Annotated in this window: 18 protein-coding genes; 8 read left to right on the forward strand and 10 right to left on the reverse strand. The window is 70.8% G+C overall.

Annotated elements, in window-relative coordinates; translation table 11 throughout:
* Positions 1-237 precede the first annotated feature (237 nt).
* The 3 genes from ACOZ35_RS15900 to ACOZ35_RS15910 all read left to right on the forward strand — a co-directional run bounded on the left by ACOZ35_RS15900 (position 238) and on the right by ACOZ35_RS15910 (position 2,022).
* Positions 238-1,035: a helical backbone metal receptor gene (locus ACOZ35_RS15900; RefSeq protein ID WP_424014470.1), complete on the forward strand. Its 798-nt coding sequence runs from the start codon at positions 238-240 to the stop codon at positions 1,033-1,035.
* Positions 1,032-1,601, forward strand: coding sequence for a DUF84 family protein (locus ACOZ35_RS15905; RefSeq protein ID WP_424014471.1), 570 nt, complete (start codon positions 1,032-1,034; stop codon positions 1,599-1,601). The genes ACOZ35_RS15900 and ACOZ35_RS15905 overlap by 4 nt, the downstream gene beginning before the upstream one ends.
* A gap of 166 nt (positions 1,602-1,767) precedes the next feature.
* On the forward strand, positions 1,768-2,022 hold the full coding sequence (locus ACOZ35_RS15910; RefSeq protein ID WP_004596485.1) for a DUF7123 family protein: 255 nt from the start codon (positions 1,768-1,770) through the stop codon (positions 2,020-2,022).
* Between the two features lie 21 nt (positions 2,023-2,043).
* Here ACOZ35_RS15910 and ACOZ35_RS15915 read toward each other — a convergent pair whose 3' ends face one another.
* The 4 genes from ACOZ35_RS15915 to ACOZ35_RS15930 all read right to left on the reverse strand — a co-directional run bounded on the left by ACOZ35_RS15915 (position 2,044) and on the right by ACOZ35_RS15930 (position 6,560).
* On the reverse strand, positions 2,044-2,652 hold the full coding sequence (locus ACOZ35_RS15915) for a winged helix-turn-helix transcriptional regulator (protein ID WP_424014472.1): 609 nt from the start codon (positions 2,650-2,652) through the stop codon (positions 2,044-2,046).
* Positions 2,653-2,741: 89 nt separating this feature from the next.
* Positions 2,742-3,878, reverse strand: a complete 1,137-nt coding sequence (locus ACOZ35_RS15920) for an SPFH domain-containing protein (RefSeq protein WP_424014473.1) — start codon at positions 3,876-3,878, stop codon at positions 2,742-2,744.
* 155 nt (positions 3,879-4,033) lie between these two features.
* A complete protein-coding gene (locus ACOZ35_RS15925) occupies positions 4,034-4,504 on the reverse strand; it encodes an SRPBCC family protein (RefSeq protein ID WP_424014474.1) in 471 nt (156 codons plus the stop codon).
* A gap of 52 nt (positions 4,505-4,556) precedes the next feature.
* Complete coding sequence (locus ACOZ35_RS15930) at positions 4,557-6,560, reverse strand: bacterio-opsin activator domain-containing protein (protein WP_424014475.1); 2,004 nt, start codon at positions 6,558-6,560, stop codon at positions 4,557-4,559.
* 205 nt (positions 6,561-6,765) lie between these two features.
* Here ACOZ35_RS15930 and ACOZ35_RS15935 point away from each other — a divergent pair, with 205 nt between their 5' ends.
* On the forward strand, positions 6,766-8,847 hold the full coding sequence (locus ACOZ35_RS15935; RefSeq protein WP_424014476.1) for an AAA family ATPase: 2,082 nt from the start codon (positions 6,766-6,768) through the stop codon (positions 8,845-8,847).
* A gap of 37 nt (positions 8,848-8,884) precedes the next feature.
* Here ACOZ35_RS15935 and ACOZ35_RS15940 read toward each other — a convergent pair whose 3' ends face one another.
* Positions 8,885-9,109: a hypothetical protein gene (locus ACOZ35_RS15940; RefSeq protein ID WP_424014477.1), complete on the reverse strand. Its 225-nt coding sequence runs from the start codon at positions 9,107-9,109 to the stop codon at positions 8,885-8,887.
* Between the two features lie 65 nt (positions 9,110-9,174).
* Positions 9,175-9,951 carry a bacteriorhodopsin gene (locus ACOZ35_RS15945; protein ID WP_424014478.1) on the reverse strand — a complete coding sequence of 259 codons (777 nt, stop codon included), beginning with the start codon at positions 9,949-9,951 and terminating at the stop codon, positions 9,175-9,177.
* Positions 9,952-10,129: 178 nt separating this feature from the next.
* On the opposite strand from ACOZ35_RS15945, the gene ACOZ35_RS15950 reads away from it, so the two are divergent.
* The 3 genes from ACOZ35_RS15950 to ACOZ35_RS15960 all read left to right on the forward strand — a co-directional run bounded on the left by ACOZ35_RS15950 (position 10,130) and on the right by ACOZ35_RS15960 (position 12,514).
* A complete protein-coding gene (locus ACOZ35_RS15950) occupies positions 10,130-10,510 on the forward strand; it encodes a hypothetical protein (protein ID WP_424014479.1) in 381 nt (126 codons plus the stop codon).
* A 108-nt stretch (positions 10,511-10,618) separates the two neighbouring features.
* Complete coding sequence (locus tag ACOZ35_RS15955; RefSeq protein ID WP_424014480.1) at positions 10,619-11,671, forward strand: Brp/Blh family beta-carotene 15,15'-dioxygenase; 1,053 nt, start codon at positions 10,619-10,621, stop codon at positions 11,669-11,671.
* A gap of 102 nt (positions 11,672-11,773) precedes the next feature.
* Positions 11,774-12,514, forward strand: a complete 741-nt coding sequence (locus ACOZ35_RS15960; protein ID WP_424014481.1) for a protein sorting system archaetidylserine synthase — start codon at positions 11,774-11,776, stop codon at positions 12,512-12,514.
* Positions 12,515-12,627: 113 nt separating this feature from the next.
* Here the strand turns inward: ACOZ35_RS15960 and psmB are convergent, their stop codons facing one another.
* Both psmB and ACOZ35_RS15970 read right to left on the reverse strand, forming a co-directional pair.
* The gene (gene psmB, locus ACOZ35_RS15965) at positions 12,628-13,359 is read right to left on the reverse strand and encodes an archaeal proteasome endopeptidase complex subunit beta (RefSeq protein WP_424014482.1); all 732 of its coding nucleotides are present in this window, start codon (positions 13,357-13,359) and stop codon (positions 12,628-12,630) included.
* Between the two features lie 230 nt (positions 13,360-13,589).
* Positions 13,590-13,766: a hypothetical protein gene (locus ACOZ35_RS15970; RefSeq protein WP_424014483.1), complete on the reverse strand. Its 177-nt coding sequence runs from the start codon at positions 13,764-13,766 to the stop codon at positions 13,590-13,592.
* Between the two features lie 313 nt (positions 13,767-14,079).
* Here ACOZ35_RS15970 and ACOZ35_RS15975 point away from each other — a divergent pair, with 313 nt between their 5' ends.
* Positions 14,080-14,760 (forward strand): uracil-DNA glycosylase family protein, encoded by a 681-nt coding sequence (locus ACOZ35_RS15975; RefSeq protein WP_424014484.1) that lies wholly within the window; start codon positions 14,080-14,082, stop codon positions 14,758-14,760.
* 258 nt (positions 14,761-15,018) lie between these two features.
* Here the strand turns inward: ACOZ35_RS15975 and ACOZ35_RS15980 are convergent, their stop codons facing one another.
* Both ACOZ35_RS15980 and ACOZ35_RS15985 read right to left on the reverse strand, forming a co-directional pair.
* Complete coding sequence (locus ACOZ35_RS15980; protein ID WP_424014485.1) at positions 15,019-16,239, reverse strand: asparagine synthase C-terminal domain-containing protein; 1,221 nt, start codon at positions 16,237-16,239, stop codon at positions 15,019-15,021.
* Positions 16,240-16,244: 5 nt separating this feature from the next.
* The gene (locus ACOZ35_RS15985) at positions 16,245-16,928 is read right to left on the reverse strand and encodes a PHP domain-containing protein (RefSeq protein ID WP_424014486.1); all 684 of its coding nucleotides are present in this window, start codon (positions 16,926-16,928) and stop codon (positions 16,245-16,247) included.
* Positions 16,929-17,206 lie beyond the last annotated feature (278 nt).

The following is a 17,206-nucleotide window of genomic DNA, read 5'->3' on the forward strand; positions in this document are numbered from 1 at the left end:
TTGCCCCCGGAAACTGAAACTGCCCGAGAGCGATCTTGGTTTACCGTCGGCGGAACACAACTTAAAACGACCGGAACGTGTCGCTCGAATCCCGACGAAAGGACACGATCTATCACGTGTTTTCGCCGATCCGGCGATCGGCGGTGACGCGCCGTCGACCGCGCTCGACGCGGCCGACCTCGCCGGAACGTCGACGGGACCGAAACCGTTGACACGCTCGCGGTCGGACCGAACGCCATGTCTTCGCCCCGCGTCGTCTCGCTCGCGCCGAGCGCGACCGCGACGGTCGCCGCGCTCGACGCGGCCGACAACCTCGTCGGCGTCACCGCCCACTGCGACCTGTCGGACGACCCGGACGCCGGATCGGCACACGGCGACTCTCTCCCGGACACCGTCGGGGGCTGGCTGAACCCCGACCTCGATCGCGTCGCCGCCCTCGACCCCGATGTCGTCCTCACGAGCGACGCGCTCCAGGCCGACCTCGCCGACGACTGCCGCGACCGCGGCCTTGAGGTCGCGCACCGCGAACCCGCGACGCTCGACGACGTGGTCGACGGGTTTGCGGCCCGCGGGCGCGACGTGGGCCGACCCGAAGCCGGCGAGCGACTCGCCGCCGACGCCCGCGACCGCCTCGACCGGATCGCCGACGCCGTCGCCGACCGCCCCAGACCGACCGCCTACTGCGAGGAGTGGTCCGACCCGCCGATGGCGGCCGGCAACTGGGTCCCCGACGCCGTCCGCGCCGCGGGGGGCCGCTACCCGTTCGTCGACGCCGGCGAGCGCTCTCGGGAGGTCGACCCCGCCGCGGTCGAGCGGGCCGACCCCGACCACGTCGTCGTCCACATCTGCGGGCACGGCGACCGAGTCGACCCCGCGACCGTCGCCGAGCGCGACTGGGTCGACGCCCCTGTGAGCGTGATCGACGACTCCCTCCTCAACCAGCCGAGCCCCGCGCTCCTGGACGGGGTCGAGCGGCTGGCGCGCTTGCTCCATCCCGACGCGTTTTCAGTCGCCGACGCCGACGACCGGACATGACGACCCTGCGAGTCGGCGTCGGCAGCGGCAACCCGGTGAAGCGGCGCGCGGTCGAACTGGCGCTCGGATCGGCGGCGGACGACGACCTGCCGAGCGACCCGACCGGGGTCGCGATCGAGTCGATCCCCGTCGACTCCGGCGTGAGCGAACAGCCGACGGGTCACGCGGAGACGATCGCGGGCGCCGAGAACCGGGCTGCTGCGGTTCTCGACGCGGAACCGAGGGACAGCGAACCGGCCTACGACCTCGGCGTCGGCGTCGAGGGCGGCGTCGCGGCGTTCGACGGCGCCGACGGCCGCTACCTGATCATGTGGGCCGCGGTGACCGACGGCGACCGCGTCGGCCGCGGCGCCGGCCCGAGCCTCGCGCTCCCGGCGGACGTCGCCGCCCGCATCGACGACGGGGAAGAGCTGGGCCCGGTGATGGACGACCTCCTCGACACCGAGGGCGTCGCGAAGCGCGGCGGCGCGGCGGGCGCGCTGACGAACGGCCGCGTCGACCGCGCCGAGGCGCTCGCGGCCGGGGTGAGCGGCGCGCTCGGGCCGTTCGTCACCGAGCTGTACTGACTCCGGCGCGACGGCATCGGCGCGGCGCCGCCGCGGTTCGAAGGCCGTACCCAAACGCGGTCGTGGGGCGGGACTCACGGCCCCGATGATACACAAAATCGCACGACTGCGGGGCGTTAGTTCGGTCTACCAACCGCCTTATGCGGCGTGCCGACGTGGTACTCGTATGAGCACTGCCCACCCGGACGCGGTCGCCGCTGAATCGACCGGCCTCTCCGCGAAACAGGCGCGTATCCTGCGGTACCTCCGCGAGAACGCGGCCGACCGAACGTACTTCAAATCGCGGCTGATCGCCGACGATCTCGGCCTCTCGGCGAAGGAGGTCGGCGCGAACATGAGCGCCGTCGCCGACGCGGCGACCGACGTCGATGTCGAGAAGTGGGGGTACTCGTCGGGGACGACGTGGATGGTCACCGCCTGAAATCCCTCACAGCTGTCGGAATCAGGGGTCGTACGCGACCAGCGACGCCGCCTCGTCGGCGAACGCGACGGCCTCGGCGTCGAAGGAGTCCGCGTACCGGACGACGAGCGTGAGCAGCCGCTCCGGCTCGGTGAGCGCGTAGCCGTCGGTCCGGTCGAGGAGGCCCGCCCGCTCCAGGTCGGCGGCCGCGGCGCTTATCGTCGGCCGCGAGACGCCGAGGGCGCTCGCGAGGTCGGCGCCGGTCGCGTCGGGGTCGCGCAACAGCGCGAGTATCATCCCGCGGGGCGTCTCCCGGCGGAGGTAGCCGAGCGCCCGCTTGTCCGTCTCGTCGAACCGGCCGGCGGGGAAGAAGCGCCGGTAGTCGGCGTCCTTCACCGACTCGATCGCGCCCGCCTCCTCCAGCTTCCGGAGGTGGTACTGGGCCTCGCCGGTGCCGAGGCGGAGGTCGTCGCGGAGCTTCGAGAAGTGCGCGCCGGGGGTCGTCGGCACGTAGCCGCGGATCGCCTCCCGCGTCTCGTTCGCGTCGTCGGCGTCGTCGGCGCTCGCGGTCCCGACGAACGGCGCGGCGGCTCCGATCGCGGCGAACCGCCGGAGCGTCTCACGCTTTCGGCCGTCGAACCCCTCTGTCACAGCTGTATTAGTCGGCGCCTCGACAAAAGCACTTCGCTCGCGGGCGATTCGCGGCGGAAATCGCCGGAACTTCCCCGTTTCGCGCCGAGCTACTCTTCCTTCTCGACTTCCGCGGGGGCCTCCTCGTCGTCCATCTCTTGGATGACCTCGTCGGCGGACCTGATGCTCGCGCCGGCGTCGCCCGACTTCACGGCCTCGGCCTCCTTCTCGAGCTCCTCGACGTTCATCTCCGCGGACTCCTCGATCTGGCCGAGGATCTCGTCGATGTCGTCGAGCCCGAGCATCTTCCGGGTGTCGTCGTCGAACTCCTTCCCGTCGAGCCCCTCCATCTCCTGAACGTCGGAGCCGGAGAGCGCCTTGCCGTAGCGCCCCACCAGACTCGTGAGCTCCTGCGGGAGGACGAACGTAGTCGATTCGCCTTTCCCGATCTCTTCGAGCGTTTCCATCCCGCGCTCGATGATGGCGCGCTCGCCCATCGACTCGGCGGAACGGGCGCGGAGGACCGTCGAGATGGCGTCCCCCTGCGCTTCGAGGATCTGGGACTGCTTTTCACCCTGCGCGCGGATGATGTTGGACTGCTTGTCACCCTCCGCCTGCTCGACGGCGGAGCGGCGTTCCCCCTGCGCTTCGAGGATCATCGCGCGGCGGCGGCGCTCGGCGGAGGTCTGCTGCTCCATCGCCTGCTGGACATCCTTCGAGGGGTTGACCTCGCGGACCTCGACGCTCTCGACGCGGATCCCCCACTCGTCCGTGGGCTCGTCGAGCTCCTTGCGGATCTTTGCGTTGATCTCCTGTCGCTTGTTCAGCGTGTCGTCGAGTTCCATGTCGCCGAGGACGGCCCGGAGGGTGGTCTGTGCGAGGTTCGAGACGGCCTTCTTGTAGTCGTCGACCTCCAAGAACGCCTTCTTCGCGTCCATCACCTTGATGTAGACGACGGCGTCGGCGGTCACCGGGGAGTTGTCCCGCGTGATCGCCTCCTGACGGGGGACGTCCAGCGTCTGGGTCCGCATGTCGAACGGGTACGTGCGAGAGACGAACGGCGGGATGAGGTTGATACCGGGTTCGAGCAGCTTGCGGTACTCGCCGAAGACGGTGAGCGTCTTCTTCTCGTAGGCGTCGACGATCTCGAACGACTGCCAGAGCGTGACGACCACGAGCAAGAGCGCGAGCAGGCCGACGCTCACGAGCCCGAGACCGAGCCCGCCTTGGAGGGTGATCGGATCCATGCCTCTCGTTTAGGCCATCGTACGCTTAATAGTTCGCCCACCGCCCCCGAATCGGTGCGCCGTCTCCCGGTCGGCTCGCCGCCCCTCGGCTACCCCTCGGCCGACCTCGGCCGCCGGTGACGGACCCGTCAGACGTCCTCATCCGTCAGACGTCCTCACCCGTCCGCGTCGAACTCTGCGGCGACGTTCTCCAGCGCCGCTCGGAGCTGTCGCTCGTTGAATCGGCGGATCGCGGGCGCGCCAACCCTCGTGAGCGCGTTCTCCGGCAGGTCGTACGTCGCGGCGTACGTCAGCTCCGTCCCCCCGTCGACGGGGGCGAGCCGGAGGTCGATGGTGCCGGTGAGGCGGCCGCGGAGCTCGAAGACGTGGCGCTCGGGCGGCTCGTGGACGGTCTGGACGATCTCGCCGTCGATGCCGATCCCGGCCATCCGGTAGGTGTACGAGAGCCGCTTCCCGCCGTTCGCCAGCGGTTCGACGACTCGCACGTCCGTGAGCCCGGGGGTGATCGCCGCGTGGTTCGCGGGGTCGTCGAGGAACGCGAACACGGTCTCCGGGTCGGCCGCGACGACGACCGAGTCGCTCGCGGCGAACGGGTCGTCGTCCGCGTCCGAAGGGTCGTCGCTCATGCGTCGCCTCCCGGGGTCGCGCCATCTCTCGGGGCCGCGGCGCGCTCCCGATTCATTCGCTCGGCCGCGGGTCGACGTACGCCTCGACCAGCTTCCGCTCAGCTGCGCGGAGGTGCTGGTGGAACGTCTGTCGGGTGATCCCCATCTGCTCCGCGATCTCCGAGCCGTCGACCGGTCGCGGCCACTCGAAGTAGCCGTTCAGCTCGGCGGTTTTCAGGGCAGCGCGCTGGCGCTCGGTGAGCCGCTCGTCGACCGCGGCCGCGAACTCCGCGACGGTGCGGTCCCGGCTCTCGCGCTCGACGCGCGACCGGAGCTCCACGCCCTCGTACTCGTCGCGGAACACGTCGAGGATCGACCGGACGTCGTGTTCCGGCGGCGCCTCGATCGTCAGGGTCGCCCCGTCCGCGGTGGCCGTCGCCTCGGCGACGACGACGCCGTGGTCGGCCAGCTGCGTGAACGGCGGCGACTCGGTGATCGTGACGCCGAAGGTGACGCCGTCGTTCGTCTCCGAGACCGTCCGCATCGACTCGACCAGGGGGAGCGCCGCGAGCTCGTCGAGGCTCACGCCCTCGCCGTCGACGCGGAAGTACAGCTCGCAGGCGTCGTCGTCGAGCCGCGTCGTCCCGAGGTGTTCGACCGGCTCCCCGACCGCGTCGGCGATCTGCGCGAGCGACGAGGCCGGGTCGCGGATCTCGACGACGAGCTCCACGACGCGGTCGGTCGTGAGTATCTTCGTCGTCTCAAGCGAGTGGAGCCCGTTCGCGATCATCTTCCCGACGGACTCGCACACCCGCCGCTCGCGGCGGTCGAGGACGTCCGCCCCGCTGCCGTAGATCCCCAACAGCCCGTACCGCCGGTCCCCGTACGTGAGCGGGACGACGAGGAGCCGCCGCCCGCCCGCGGACTTCGGTTCGAGCGGTCCGTCGGCGACGTGCTCTATCGACCCGCTGTGGATCTCCTCGGTCTCGATCGCTTCCCGGACCTCGGTCGGCATCTCGTCGACGTCGAACGACGCGCCGGCCTCGACCGACACGCCGCTCGCGGCGCGGATCTCGAGGCGACCGGTCGCCGACGACACCTCGCCGATCCAGCCGCCGGCGTACCCCGGCTCGCCGGCGACGACCTCGCACACGCGCTCAGGGATGACGCCGGGGTCCCGGTTCTCGACGAGGATGCGACTGATGTCGCTGAGGAGCCCGTTCACCCGACCGAGGACCCTGTCGAGCGAGCGCCGCTCGGTCGCGAGCTTCTCGGCGCGCTCCTCGGCGAGCCGCTCCGCCTCCTTCCGGTCGCTGATGTCGTTCTGGAAGCCGACGTAGTGGGCCAGGTCGCCGTCCGCGTCGTACACCGGCGCGACCGTCAGCTCGTTCCAGAAGGGAGTTCCGTCGCGCCGGTAGTTCCGGATCTCGACGGTCGCCTCCTCCTCGTTCGCGATCGCGTCTCCGATCTCCTCGACGGTCTCCGGGTCCGTCCCCGGCCCCTGGAGGAACCGCGGGTTGCGGCCGAGCGCCTCCTCGACCGGGTAGCCGGTGTGTTCCTCCCAGGCGTCGTTGACGTACACGAGCGGGTAATCCGGGAGATCCGGGTCGCTGATGCTGATCCCGATCGGCGCGTCCTCGACGGCGCGCGTCACCTCCGACGCGGTCGGCTCGTGGTCGGAGATGTCCTGTCGCGGCTCCGAGGTCGGGACCCCCGAGCAGACCGTCGAGACGTCGGAGACGAGCTTGTCGATCGACGCCGACCCGTTCTTCTGGAGGAACCTGTCGACGCCGTTCTCGAAGGCGGCCTCCGGCACCCCCTCCTCGTCCGTCGCCGTGAACATCACGACGGGCACGCCGGCGTCGGACTCCTCGATCGCGGTCGCGAGCGCCACCCCGTCGTCGCCGGCCAGCGCGTACTCGCTGACGACGCAGTCGTACTCCCCGGTCGTCGCCTTCGCGACCGCGGACGCGGCGGTGTCCGTGCGGGTCACCTCGAACCCCGCGGCGCCGAGCGCAGTCTCGATCCGATCGCTCCCCTCCTCCGGGTGGACGAGGAGCGCTCGAGCGTTCGCCATGGGCGTCCGTTCGCACCCGGACGGGTTAACGGTTGCCTACGTTCCGAGAGTCCGAAGCGTCGGCGTTCGACCGGCCGATCGCGGTGGCCGTCGGGGCGCGACTGTCCAGTTAGGCCCGGGTACTTTGGGGTCGCTACGCGTGGGACCGACGTATGGTGTCGACCATCGTCGACGAGGAGCCGTCCCGCGAGCGGGCCCGCGGAACATGAGCGTGCGCGTCCCCGTCCGGGAGCCCCCCACGTCGGTTCCCGGTGACCGAGTCGGCCTCCCCGCAGCCGTCCTCGACGACCTCGGGATCGGCCTCGGCGACACGGTGACCGTCGAGGGCGCGCGGCGCGTCGCCGCCCCTGTCGTCGCGGTCGACGGCGAGGCCCGGGCCGTTTTCCTCCCCGAGCGGCTCCGGCGGACGGCCGGGGTCGAGCCGGGCGACGCCGCCACCGTGGCGGCGTCCGACCTCCCGGTCGCCGCCTCGGTCACGCTGCGGCTCCGCCAGTCGGTCGACTTGGAGCGGAGCGAGGACGCGATCCGCCGCCGGCTCGACCGGCGCGTGGTCGCCGTCGGCGACGAGGTCGAGGTTACGCGCCTCGGCGGCGCGCTCACGCTCCGGTTCGACGTGCGGGACGTGTCTCCCTCCTCGCCGGCGGTCGTCGGCGACGAGACCGAGATCACCGTCGCGGCCGACGACGGAACGCCGGCGGTCGAGGCCGAGCGCCCCGGCGGGGCCGGCGCCGGCGACGGCTTCGTCCCGACGGCGACGTTCGAGCGCCTCCGGGACGCGGTCGCGACCCGGTTCGACGCCGCCGAGACGTTCGAGTCTGCGGGATCCGCGACGCTGGGGCTGCTCCTCCACGGCCCGCGGGGGTCGGGCAAGACGACGCTGGTCGAGGCCGTCGCGGCCGCGACCGATGCGGCGCTCGTCCGCGCCTCCGCGGCGCAGCTCCGCGGCGAGCGGGCGAGCGACCGGTCGGACCGGCTCGACCGCGTCGTCGAGGCCGTCCCGGCCGGCGAGCCGACCGTGGTCCTCCTCGACGACCTCGAGGCGCTCGGAGCCGAGGACGGCGGCTCCGCGCTGGCGGACCGCTTCCGCTCGACCGTCGACGAACTCCGCTCTGGGGAGCGGACGGTCGTGATCGGTGCGACGACCGACCCGAGCGAGGTACCGTCGGCGCTGCGCCGCGGCGGCCGGTTCGACCGCGAGATCGAGATCGAGCCGCTGACGACCGCGGAGCGCGCGGCCGCGCTCGAAGCGCTCTGCGAGGGCGCGCCGCTCGCGATGGACGTCGACTTCGAGTCGGTCGCCGGGCGGCTCAACGGCTACGTGTTCGCCGACCTCGCGGTCCTCGCGGACGCGGCGCTGGAGCGGGCGGTCCGCCGGGACGGCCGGACCGCGATCCGGATGGCGGACTTCGACGCCGCGCTCGACGTGGTCGAGCCCACCGGACTCCGGGAGGTCACCGTCGAGTTCCCCGCGGTCGGCTGGGACGAGGTCGGCGGGCTCGACGACGCCAAGCGCGAGCTCGTCCGCGCGGTGTACTGGCCGCTGGAGTACGCCGACCGCTTCGCGGCGCTGGGGATCGAACCGCCGTCCGGCGTGCTGCTGTACGGGCCGCCGGGGACCGGAAAGACGCTGCTCGCGCGCGCCGCGGCAAGCCTCAGCGACGCGAACTTCATCCCGGTGAACGGCCCCGAGCTGCTCGACAAGTACGTCGGCGAGTCGGAGAAGGCCGTCCGCGACCTGTTCGCCACGGCGCGCGAGAACGCGCCGGCGGTGATCTTCTTCGACGAGGTCGACGCCATTTCGCCGAGGCGCAGCGGCGACGACACGGGCGCCGGCGAGCGCGTGGTGTCGCAGCTATTGACAGAGCTCGACGGGCTGGAGCCGCTCACCGACGTCGCGATTATCGCGGCGACGAACCGCCCGGAGGCCATCGACGAGGCGCTGCTCCGGCCGGGCCGGATCGAGAAGGCGGTCGAGACGCCGCTTCCCGACCGCGAGGCGCGCCGTGAGATCCTGGAGATTCACGTCCGGGAGATGCCGGTGGCCTCCGGCGTCGACCTCGACTCCCTCGCCGACCGCACCGCCGGGTACAGCGGCGGCGACCTCGCGGCGCTGGTCCGCGAGGCCGGGCTGCTCGCGATCGAGGACGCGATCGTCGACGACGGCCCGCCCGCCGACCCGACCGTCGGGCGTGACCACTTCGAGCGCGCGCTCGCCGAGACGTCGCCCTCGACCCCCGACGGGCGCGGCGACGCCGAGCGGTCGGGAAGCGACCCGCCGGCGGAGTGAGGGCGGCGTCCCGGGCTTCGGCGGCGGACCGCCGTCGTTACTCCGGCTCTTCGTGGAGGTTGAGGACGAAGTAGACGACGCCGCCCATGGCGAGCAACTCCAGCGCCGCCATCGTCCAGAACCGCACGTTGAGTCCGCCGCTCGGCTCCTGTAGCGTCGGGATCACGAATATTCCGACGAGGGCGATCGCGGCGCACGCGCCCAGCCCAACGACGGAGCGCGTATTCAACACTGGCGGCTGTTCGGGTGTAGTGTCGGTCATGTCGAAAAATGAACGGTGAAAACGGTTGAATCGTGCTGTTCCGCTGCGTCGATCGGGTCCGCCGATCAGTCGGCGGCCGAGGGCTCGGCGCCCGCGGAGGGCTCCGGGGCCTCAGTGTCGCCGATGATCGCGCGGCTGCGGAGCAGGATGAAGCCGAAGCCGACCTTGGCGGTCACGTCGAGAACCATGAACAGCAGGGTCTCGATGCCGAGGCCGACGACGCCGGCTCCTTCGGTGCCGACGATCCACAGGATCGGGTAGGCCGTCCAGAGGACGAGCACCAGCGCGGTCAGCGTGTTGAACAGCTTCGCCACCTCGGGTCCGCGCTCCTTCGCCGCGGCGCGCAGGCTCGTGGCGAGGAAGTACAGCACGACGATCATGCAGATCGTGCTGAACAGCCACCAGGAGTAGCGCGCGAGCGGCGTGTGCGAGAGCGCACCGATGAGACCGGTGACGATCATCAGCGCGTCGACGCCGACGAGCGTCCCGATGCTCACGCGGTCGACCTTCGCCAGCAGCGCGAGGTCAAGGAGCAGCAGCGGCGTGGTGAACAGCCAGTCCGCGTACCGCGCGTAGTAGATGTCGAGCACTTCGCCGGCGACCGTGACCTCCGTCAGGCCGATGCCGAAGAACATCGACAGGTACGCCGCCGATGCGATCCCCGGCACGAGGATCGTGATCGAGTAGTACTCGCGAGCCTCCTTGTCGGTGACCCCCCATCCTTTGACGATGAAGTAGAAGGTCCCGATTAACATTAGTAGCGTGCCTATACCCAACCAGAGCGTCTCGGGGCGACCGTCCCCGAGCAGGTCGTATCCCGCCTGTAGCGCTATCGGGTCCATACCCACTTCATGATACTGTATATATTCTATTCAGATCGATGCCAACCCAGTTAGGTATCGGCGTCCGCGGGCGGTCGACCGTCAGGGCTCCTCGGTGGTCGCTGCCGGCGTCGCGTCGCCCGTCGAGGGATACGTTGTCGGCCCGAAAGTAATCAACCTGGGGCCCTAGTGATGCTGTATGGCCGACGACGACACCGAAGCGAAAGCGGAGTCGACGACAGAAACCACCGCGGAGCGGGAGGTCGAAACGGAAGCGGCCGACGACGTCACCATCGACGTCGAGGCGATCGACGAGTACGAGCAGCGCATCGAGGAGCTGTCGACCGCGGTCGAGGAGCGCGACGAGACGATCGAGGAGCTCCGATCGGTCGTCGAAGAGCAGTCAGAGCAGATCGACAAGCTGGAGGACCAGTTCCTCGACCTGTCCGCGCGCGTGGCCGACGGCCGGAACCTCGGCGTCTGCCCCGAATGTAACGGCCCCACCGAGAAGAAGGAGCGGCTGTTCCGGTCGGACACGATCGAGTGTACGCGCTGCGGCGAAGTGATCCACACGTACTGACGCAAGCCGTCCCGATATCCTCGTTCCCAGCCGCGCCGCCGAACGGGAACATAAAAGCCCGAATAATGGCGACGAGGCCCTAACCCCGTAACGTCCCAATAGACACCCATGTCGACGTCGACGGCGAGTCCAGTGCGGCGGCTCCTCGGTGAACCGGAACGGACGGCCATCGGTGCGTCCCGCGCGGCGTTGCTCCTGCTCGCGGTCGGATTCGGCGCGCTCTCCGCGGCCGGCACCGACGTGTCGCTCCGGACCCAGATGATCGCGTACCTCGTCGGGATGGTCGCGCTGAACCTCCCGCACGGGGGGTACGAACACTTCTCGAACCTCCGCCGGCGGGGGCTCCCGTTCGGCGCGCGGTACGTGGCGCTGTACCTCGGCTTCGTCGCCTCCTTCGTGGCGCTGTTCGTCGTCGCGCCCCTGCCCGCGCTCGCGCTCGCGTTCGGGACGGCGGTCGCGAAGGGCGGACACGGCGATCTCCGCGTAATGGACGCGCTTGTCGGCACCGACCACCTTCCGACCAGACCGCAGCGCGCCCTGGCCGCGCTGGTGCGCGGCGGGGCCGTGATGGTCGTCCCTGCGGTCTTCTGGACGGACACCTTCTACGGCTTCACCGGCATCATGCTGGGCGTCTTCGACGGTCGGTTGGCCGGCCCGGCGGCGTCGAACCCCGAGGGGTTCACCACCGTGCTCGGCGGGGCGTTCGGGCTGGCGGTCCTCGCGCACCTCGGCGGGGGGCTCGCGACCAGCCTGCGCTCGACCGGCGGCATCGAGCGCTCGTGGCTCCTCGACGCCGCGGAGACGCTGCTGCTCGTCGCGTACTTCGCCTTGGTGCCCGTCGTCGTCGCCATCGGGCTCTACTTCCCGCTGTGGTACTCGCTGCGGCAGTCGGCGCGGAGCATGGTCGTCGAGCAGGAGCAGCCCGACCGGACGGAGGGCGTCTCGCTCGTCGTCGCGTGGGGCGTCCTCGTCGTCGGCGCGCTGGTGACGGCAACCGTCGCGGCCGGCCTGTGGACCGTCGCGCCGAACCCGCTGGCCGGCGGCTCCCTCCTGTCCGGGGCCGTCGCCTTCTACACCATCTTCGTCTGCGTCATCGCGATGCCGCACGTCGTCGTCGGCGAGTGGCTGGACTTCGGGCGCGGCATCTGGTACGTGCCCTGACGACTGGCGAACCGTCGGCGGAACCGCCGCTACGACGCGGGCCGCCCGCCCGCGGTCGACGAGATAACAAGCCCTAAAACCCGGCTCGTCGACCGATACGGTATGCCTCTGCGGTTCGCTCGGCGGCTCGGGCTCGCGGACGCGGTGACCGTGGCCAACGCCGCCGTCGGCTTCCTCGCCGTCGTCGCCGCGACGGTCGACGTCGCGCTCGCGGCCCGGCTCGTCCTCCTCGCCGCGGTCGCGGACGGGCTCGACGGCGTCGTCGCCCGCCACCGCGGGTCGACGCCGGCCGGCCCCTACCTCGACTCGCTGGCGGACGTCGCGTCCTTCGGGGTCGCGCCCGCCGCGCTCGTGGCCGCCGTGGTCTGCGACGGGCGCTCGTTCGCGACCGACCCCGTCCTCGTCGGCGCCGGCGTCGGCGCGGGCGCGGTGTTCGTCGCCGCCGCTGTCGCCCGGCTCGGGCTCTACACGGTCGACGAGGACGGTGCCCGGGAGACGGTGGGTGTCCCGACGACGCTGGCGGCGACGGTGCTCGCGGCCGCGGTCATCGCGGGTTACACCGCGCCCCTCCTCCTTGTCGCCGCGACGACCGCGTTCGCGCTGCTCATGGGCTCGACCGTCACGTACCCCGACCTTCACGCGCAGGACGCGCTCGTGATGGGCGTCGTGCAGGCCGCCGTGATACTCACCCCCGCGGGCCACATGGCGACGGGCGCGCTCCCGGCGTGGATCGGCGAGGGGTTCGCGTTCGCGCTGCTGTTCCTCTCCTGTGGCTACCTCCTGCTCGGCCCGCGGTTCTACTGGGGCGACGGGATCCGCGCCCCGCCGGGCCTGCGGCGGTGAGTTCGGAACGGAACAGCGAACGGATCAGCGAACGATCCAGCCGGTAGCGAGCGGATTTCATCGAAAATCGCAGCGAAAAGCGGTCGGCGAACTCGCCTCGTCGGCGGGCCGCCTTACAGCAGGTCGTCGAACTCTTTGTACCGGGTGATCTCGACGCCGTCGTCCGTGACGACCGCGACGTTGATCCCGTTGCCGGAGGCGAGGTCGCGCTCGACGGCGGACTGGATCGCCTTCGCGGCGATGGTCTTCGCCTCGTCGATGGTGACGTCGTCGTCGTACTCCTGTTCTAAGACACCGAGCGCGTACTGCGACCCGGAGCCGGTGACGGTGTACTCCTCCTCGGTCGTGCCGCCGAGGGCGTCGATGGAGTAGATGTGAGCGCCCTCGTCGTCGACGCCGCCCAGGATCGGCTGGACGACGAAGAACGCCCCGGAGCGGAGGAGGTTCCCCGTCAGGGTCGACAGCGCTTCCATCGACATGTCCTTGCCGCGGCGGGCCTCGTAGAGGCTCGTCTCGGCGCGGAGCGTCGAGATGAGGTTCTGGGCGGCCGAGACGGAGCCCGCGATGGTTAAGGCGCCGCGCGGGTGGATCTCCTCGACCTTCTGGACGTCCTTCGAGGAGACCATGCCGCCGAGGGAGGCGCGCATGTCGGTCGCCATCACGACGCCGTCGTCGGCCTTGATGCCGACGGTCGTGGTTCCGGTCTTCATCTCGCCGTCCTCCTCCGCCTTCGCGGCGCGGCGCTCGCTGTGTTCGAACTCGCCGAGCTCCGGTCCGAAGACGGGCTGGTCGCGGCCCAGGTCGGCGGACGGCCCGTCGGAGAGGTCGCCAGTCGGTGTTCGCATTACACGTTCGTTGGCTCGGCGCGCTGATAAAGGCAACCCTTCGGGGGCCGCCGACCGGTTCCGACGGGCCTATCCGTCGCCGGGTCACGACCGGCCGACGGCGGGGAGGTACGCCGTCTCGAAGCCGGGCGGTGACGGGAGCGGCGCCCCGAGAAGATCGACGGCGCGGCCGCTCCGAGTCGGTTCGGCGTTCAGTCGGCTGGGCAAAACGAGCTACTGCGGGCGCGTGATCACTCCTCGGCGGCGCTCTCGAACGCCTCGGTGGTGGTCTCGACGAGCCGGCCGACGGGGACGTTGATACCGAGGCGCTGACGCGCGAAGACGGCCATCGGGAACAGCGAGATCCCGACGGCGACGGTCGCTTGGTGCAGCCCGAAGAGGGCCGCGGTTCGGATGCGGTCGAACATTGGACTTCTGCCCGACCCGAACGCGGGGATATATAAATATCTTCCGTGCCTAGCGCCGAGGCGACCCCGACGCAGTCATGCGTTTTTCGGTTATAAATTAACGATCCTGAAACTTCGCTCGTCCCGGGCCGATCGACGCGTATCCCAAGCCGGCCCGACGGCGTTTATCTCCATAACTTATGGGAATTCACGGGGGTTCGTGCGCCTCGCATCGGCGGATCGCGTTCGGAGCTGTCCCGCCGGCTCCGACCGCATGCGAGGGCACCGCGCCGGACCGAACGGGATTTAACCGACTGCGCGCCTAACCGGTCGCGTGAAGAACGTCACGGACCGGATCCGGAACCCCTTCGGGATGCGTCCCGACTGCCCATCGTTCGTCCCCGGCTACGGCGACGCCAACGCCGACTTCCACGTCGTCGGCGATCACCCCGGCGTCCACGGCGGGAGCGCGGCGGGCGTCCCCTTCACCGGGGAGGCGTGGTCGCCCGCGTTCCTGTCGGCGCTCGCGGAAGCCGGACTGATCGCGGGACTCGCCGACGGCGTCGCTCCCGACGGGGTGGCGAGCGACGGCGACCCGACGGCGATCGACCCCGTCCTGACCGACCGGACGTTCCTCTCGTACCTCCACATGTGCGAGAGCGAGGGGATGCCGGACGACGACGCCTACGACGACATGGAGCGCTTCTTCGACGCCGAGCTCCGCGCCATCGCGGCCCACGTGCTGCTCCCGGTGGGCGCGCGGGCGACCGAACACGTCCTCGAGACCTACACCGCGCGGGCTTGGAAGACCGAGATCGACATGGACGCGCTCCACGGCGAGGAGCTGCTTGGCGCCGGGTGGCTCGTCGTCCCGATCAAGGACCCCGCCGACTGGACCGACGGCGACGCCGACCGCCTCGTCGACTCGCTCGGAGAGCTGCGCTCGACCGACTTCCGGCGCGAGAGCGACCTCGGACGGTTCGTCGCCGGCAACGAGCCGTACTTGGTCCGCTGACGCGGCGACCGCCCGCGAGCCAGCGATCCGGTCGGTTTTCGCCCGGATGGTCGTGAACTTTCTCCGGCAAAGCGGGTTCACGATGCAGTGATTCGGCAGTAATCGGTCGCATCCGCGGACGATCGTTTTCTACCCGGCCGCGGCCGAGTCATATTTGTCACTACTGCCCGGATTTTATATCCGTCCTGTCGATATTTCAGTAGACGCCCGTTCGAATGGGCGTCGGCCGCAGGACTGGTACTCCACGCGGCGACTTGGTCAGCTCCGGCCCTCACCGGCCGGTTTTTCCTCGCTACACAGCGCGTCGACGTACTTCTCGACGTGGTCGTCCATCCGTTGCTTGTAGCCTGCCTGCCGCGCGAGGCGGTCGAGTTCGCGGGAGACGTACGTGCCGTACTGGACCGCCTTCTTGTCCGCGCCGTGAACCGATTCCGGCACGCGCCCGGCCGCGACCCGGCGGAGCGCGACCTTCCGCTCGCCGCCGTCGACGAGGAGGTCGTCGGGGAGCGCCAGCGCGGCGGCGACGACCCGGTCGTCGAGCAGCGGCGTCGCGGGCTCGACGCCGGCGGCGCGGAGCGCGAGGGCGTCCCGCTCCAGTTGGTCGGGCAGCGTGCGGACGGTCTCGGTCCGCGCCCCGCGGACGGTTTCGGCGTTGACGCGAGGGTCGTCCGCCGGGTCGACCACCTTGCTGTACCCGCCGAACAGCTCGTCGGCGCCCTGCCCGACCGCGAGCCGGTCGAACCCGTCCGCGGCGGCCGCCTCGGCCGTCAGGAACAGCGGCACCGCGATGGCGACGTCCATCGGATTTCGGCGACCGGTCGCGGCCGCGACGGCGCGGACGGCGCGCCTAAGGTCGTCGTGCGTGATCTCGACGACCCGCAGGTCGCGGTCCATCGTGTCCGCGGCGTCGCGCGCGGCGGCGACGTCATGGCTCCCCTCGAAGCCGGCGACGTAACAGGGGGCCTCTGGGATGGCGGCCGCGACGAGCCCGGAGTCGACGCCGCCGGAGAAGGCGACCGCGAGGTCGCCGTCAGCGGTTCCGTCTGTGTTTACCGAGGAAGGAGAGGATCCGAGGTCGTCGAGCGCCGCGCTCACCGCGTCGTCGACCGCCGACAGCGCGGCCTCTCGGTCAGCGGTCGGCTCGGAGTCGGGGAGTCGCCAGACGCGTTCGGCTCCCGTTGCCGAGACGACGCTCCCGGCGGGAACCGACTCCGGGTCGTCGAGCCCGTCACGGTCGAAGGCCCACGCTTCTGGGGCCGTCGGTCGGCGGTTGGTCTCGGGGTCGAGCGCCTCGCGCTCGACGAACAGCGGTTGCCGGCCGAGTACGTCGCGGACGAGGACCGGTCCCTCGCGATCTGGCGCTTCGGCCAGCAGGCCGGCGAAGCCGCGCCCGCCGGGGAGGGGCTCGCCGTCGCGGAGCGCGGTGCGGACGCGGTCTGCGGAGGCGCCGCGCAGTTCGGTTGGCGGTGAAGTCGGCATCGCGGTCACCGGAGGGCGTCGAGCGTGCGGAGCGCGCGGCGCTTGGCGCCGCCGCCGAACTGCTTGAGCGAGATCCGCCACGGGGTGCGCTTGCCGACGACGCTCGTCCGGCCGTCGGCGATGCCGTCGAGGATCGCGGCGGCGGAGCGCTCGTCGGCACCCACCTCCGTCACCGCTTGGCCGACCATCTCGGAGATGTGGGCGTCGCTGCCGGCGGTCATCGGGAGGCCGTTGCGGACGGCGAACTTCTCGGCCTGTCGGTTCGAGCGCCCGGTGAACAGCCGGGAGTTGTACACCTCGATGGCGTCGGCGCTCGCCAGCTGCTCGTCGGTGATGTGGGCGGCGACGCCGTGGCGGGACTTCTGGAAGGGGTGGGGGACGACCGCGATCCCGCCCTGGTCGCGGATGCGGTCGAGCGTCTCGTCGAAGGGGAGGCCGGTCTCGATGCGTTCCTCGATGCCGAACGCGAGGACGTGGCCGACCGCCGAGGTCACCTCCATGCCGACGATGCCGACGAGGCCGTACTCGGGGGCCTTCTCGGCCGCCTCGATGCTGGCGTCGATCTCGTCGTGGTCGGTGACGGCGAGCGCGTCGAGCCCGACCGCGGCCGCCTGCTCCAAGAGGAGCTCGACCGGGTCGCGCCCGTCGTACGACAGCGCGGAGTGCGCGTGTAGCTCGACCGATAGCACACCCTCCGATTCGAGCGTGGTCATAAAAAGCGCCCCGGTCCGCGCGGGTCCGCGGCGATTCGCGGCGGCTGAACATCGCTGCGACGACATTATATTTAAAAACAACTGCGGCGGCGCGTGCCGACGAGCGGCCGACAGGCCGCGAGTCGCACGCGCGAGGGAGTCAGTCGCCGGAGCGAAGCGGAGGCGACTGACGAGGCTGGGGAGGCCTGAGGCGCGGTGCTGTGCGGGGCGGGACTCAAAGGGGCAGCCGCGAGGACGAAGACGCGCGACGTAAG

Source organism: Halorubrum xinjiangense, assembly GCF_049604745.1.
GTDB classification, from domain to species: Archaea; Halobacteriota; Halobacteria; order Halobacteriales; family Haloferacaceae; genus Halorubrum; species Halorubrum xinjiangense_A.

Coding starts and splice junctions, on each gene's coding strand:
- ACOZ35_RS15935 (WP_424014476.1), top strand. CDS start 6,766: ATGAGCGTGCGCGTCCCCGTCCGGGAGCCCCCCACGTCGGTTCCCGGT.
- ACOZ35_RS15925 (WP_424014474.1), bottom strand. CDS start 4,504: ATGAGCGACGACCCTTCGGACGCGGACGACGACCCGTTCGCCGCGAGC.
- ACOZ35_RS15910 (WP_004596485.1), top strand. CDS start 1,768: ATGAGCACTGCCCACCCGGACGCGGTCGCCGCTGAATCGACCGGCCTC.
- ACOZ35_RS15945 (WP_424014478.1), bottom strand. CDS start 9,951: ATGGACCCGATAGCGCTACAGGCGGGATACGACCTGCTCGGGGACGGT.
- ACOZ35_RS15980 (WP_424014485.1), bottom strand. CDS start 16,239: ATGCCGACTTCACCGCCAACCGAACTGCGCGGCGCCTCCGCAGACCGC.
- ACOZ35_RS15930 (WP_424014475.1), bottom strand. CDS start 6,560: ATGGCGAACGCTCGAGCGCTCCTCGTCCACCCGGAGGAGGGGAGCGAT.
- ACOZ35_RS15950 (WP_424014479.1), top strand. CDS start 10,130: ATGGCCGACGACGACACCGAAGCGAAAGCGGAGTCGACGACAGAAACC.
- ACOZ35_RS15900 (WP_424014470.1), top strand. CDS start 238: ATGTCTTCGCCCCGCGTCGTCTCGCTCGCGCCGAGCGCGACCGCGACG.
- ACOZ35_RS15955 (WP_424014480.1), top strand. CDS start 10,619: ATGTCGACGTCGACGGCGAGTCCAGTGCGGCGGCTCCTCGGTGAACCG.
- ACOZ35_RS15960 (WP_424014481.1), top strand. CDS start 11,774: ATGCCTCTGCGGTTCGCTCGGCGGCTCGGGCTCGCGGACGCGGTGACC.
- psmB (WP_424014482.1), bottom strand. CDS start 13,359: ATGCGAACACCGACTGGCGACCTCTCCGACGGGCCGTCCGCCGACCTG.
- ACOZ35_RS15920 (WP_424014473.1), bottom strand. CDS start 3,878: ATGGATCCGATCACCCTCCAAGGCGGGCTCGGTCTCGGGCTCGTGAGC.
- ACOZ35_RS15940 (WP_424014477.1), bottom strand. CDS start 9,109: ATGACCGACACTACACCCGAACAGCCGCCAGTGTTGAATACGCGCTCC.
- ACOZ35_RS15905 (WP_424014471.1), top strand. CDS start 1,032: ATGACGACCCTGCGAGTCGGCGTCGGCAGCGGCAACCCGGTGAAGCGG.
- ACOZ35_RS15970 (WP_424014483.1), bottom strand. CDS start 13,766: ATGTTCGACCGCATCCGAACCGCGGCCCTCTTCGGGCTGCACCAAGCG.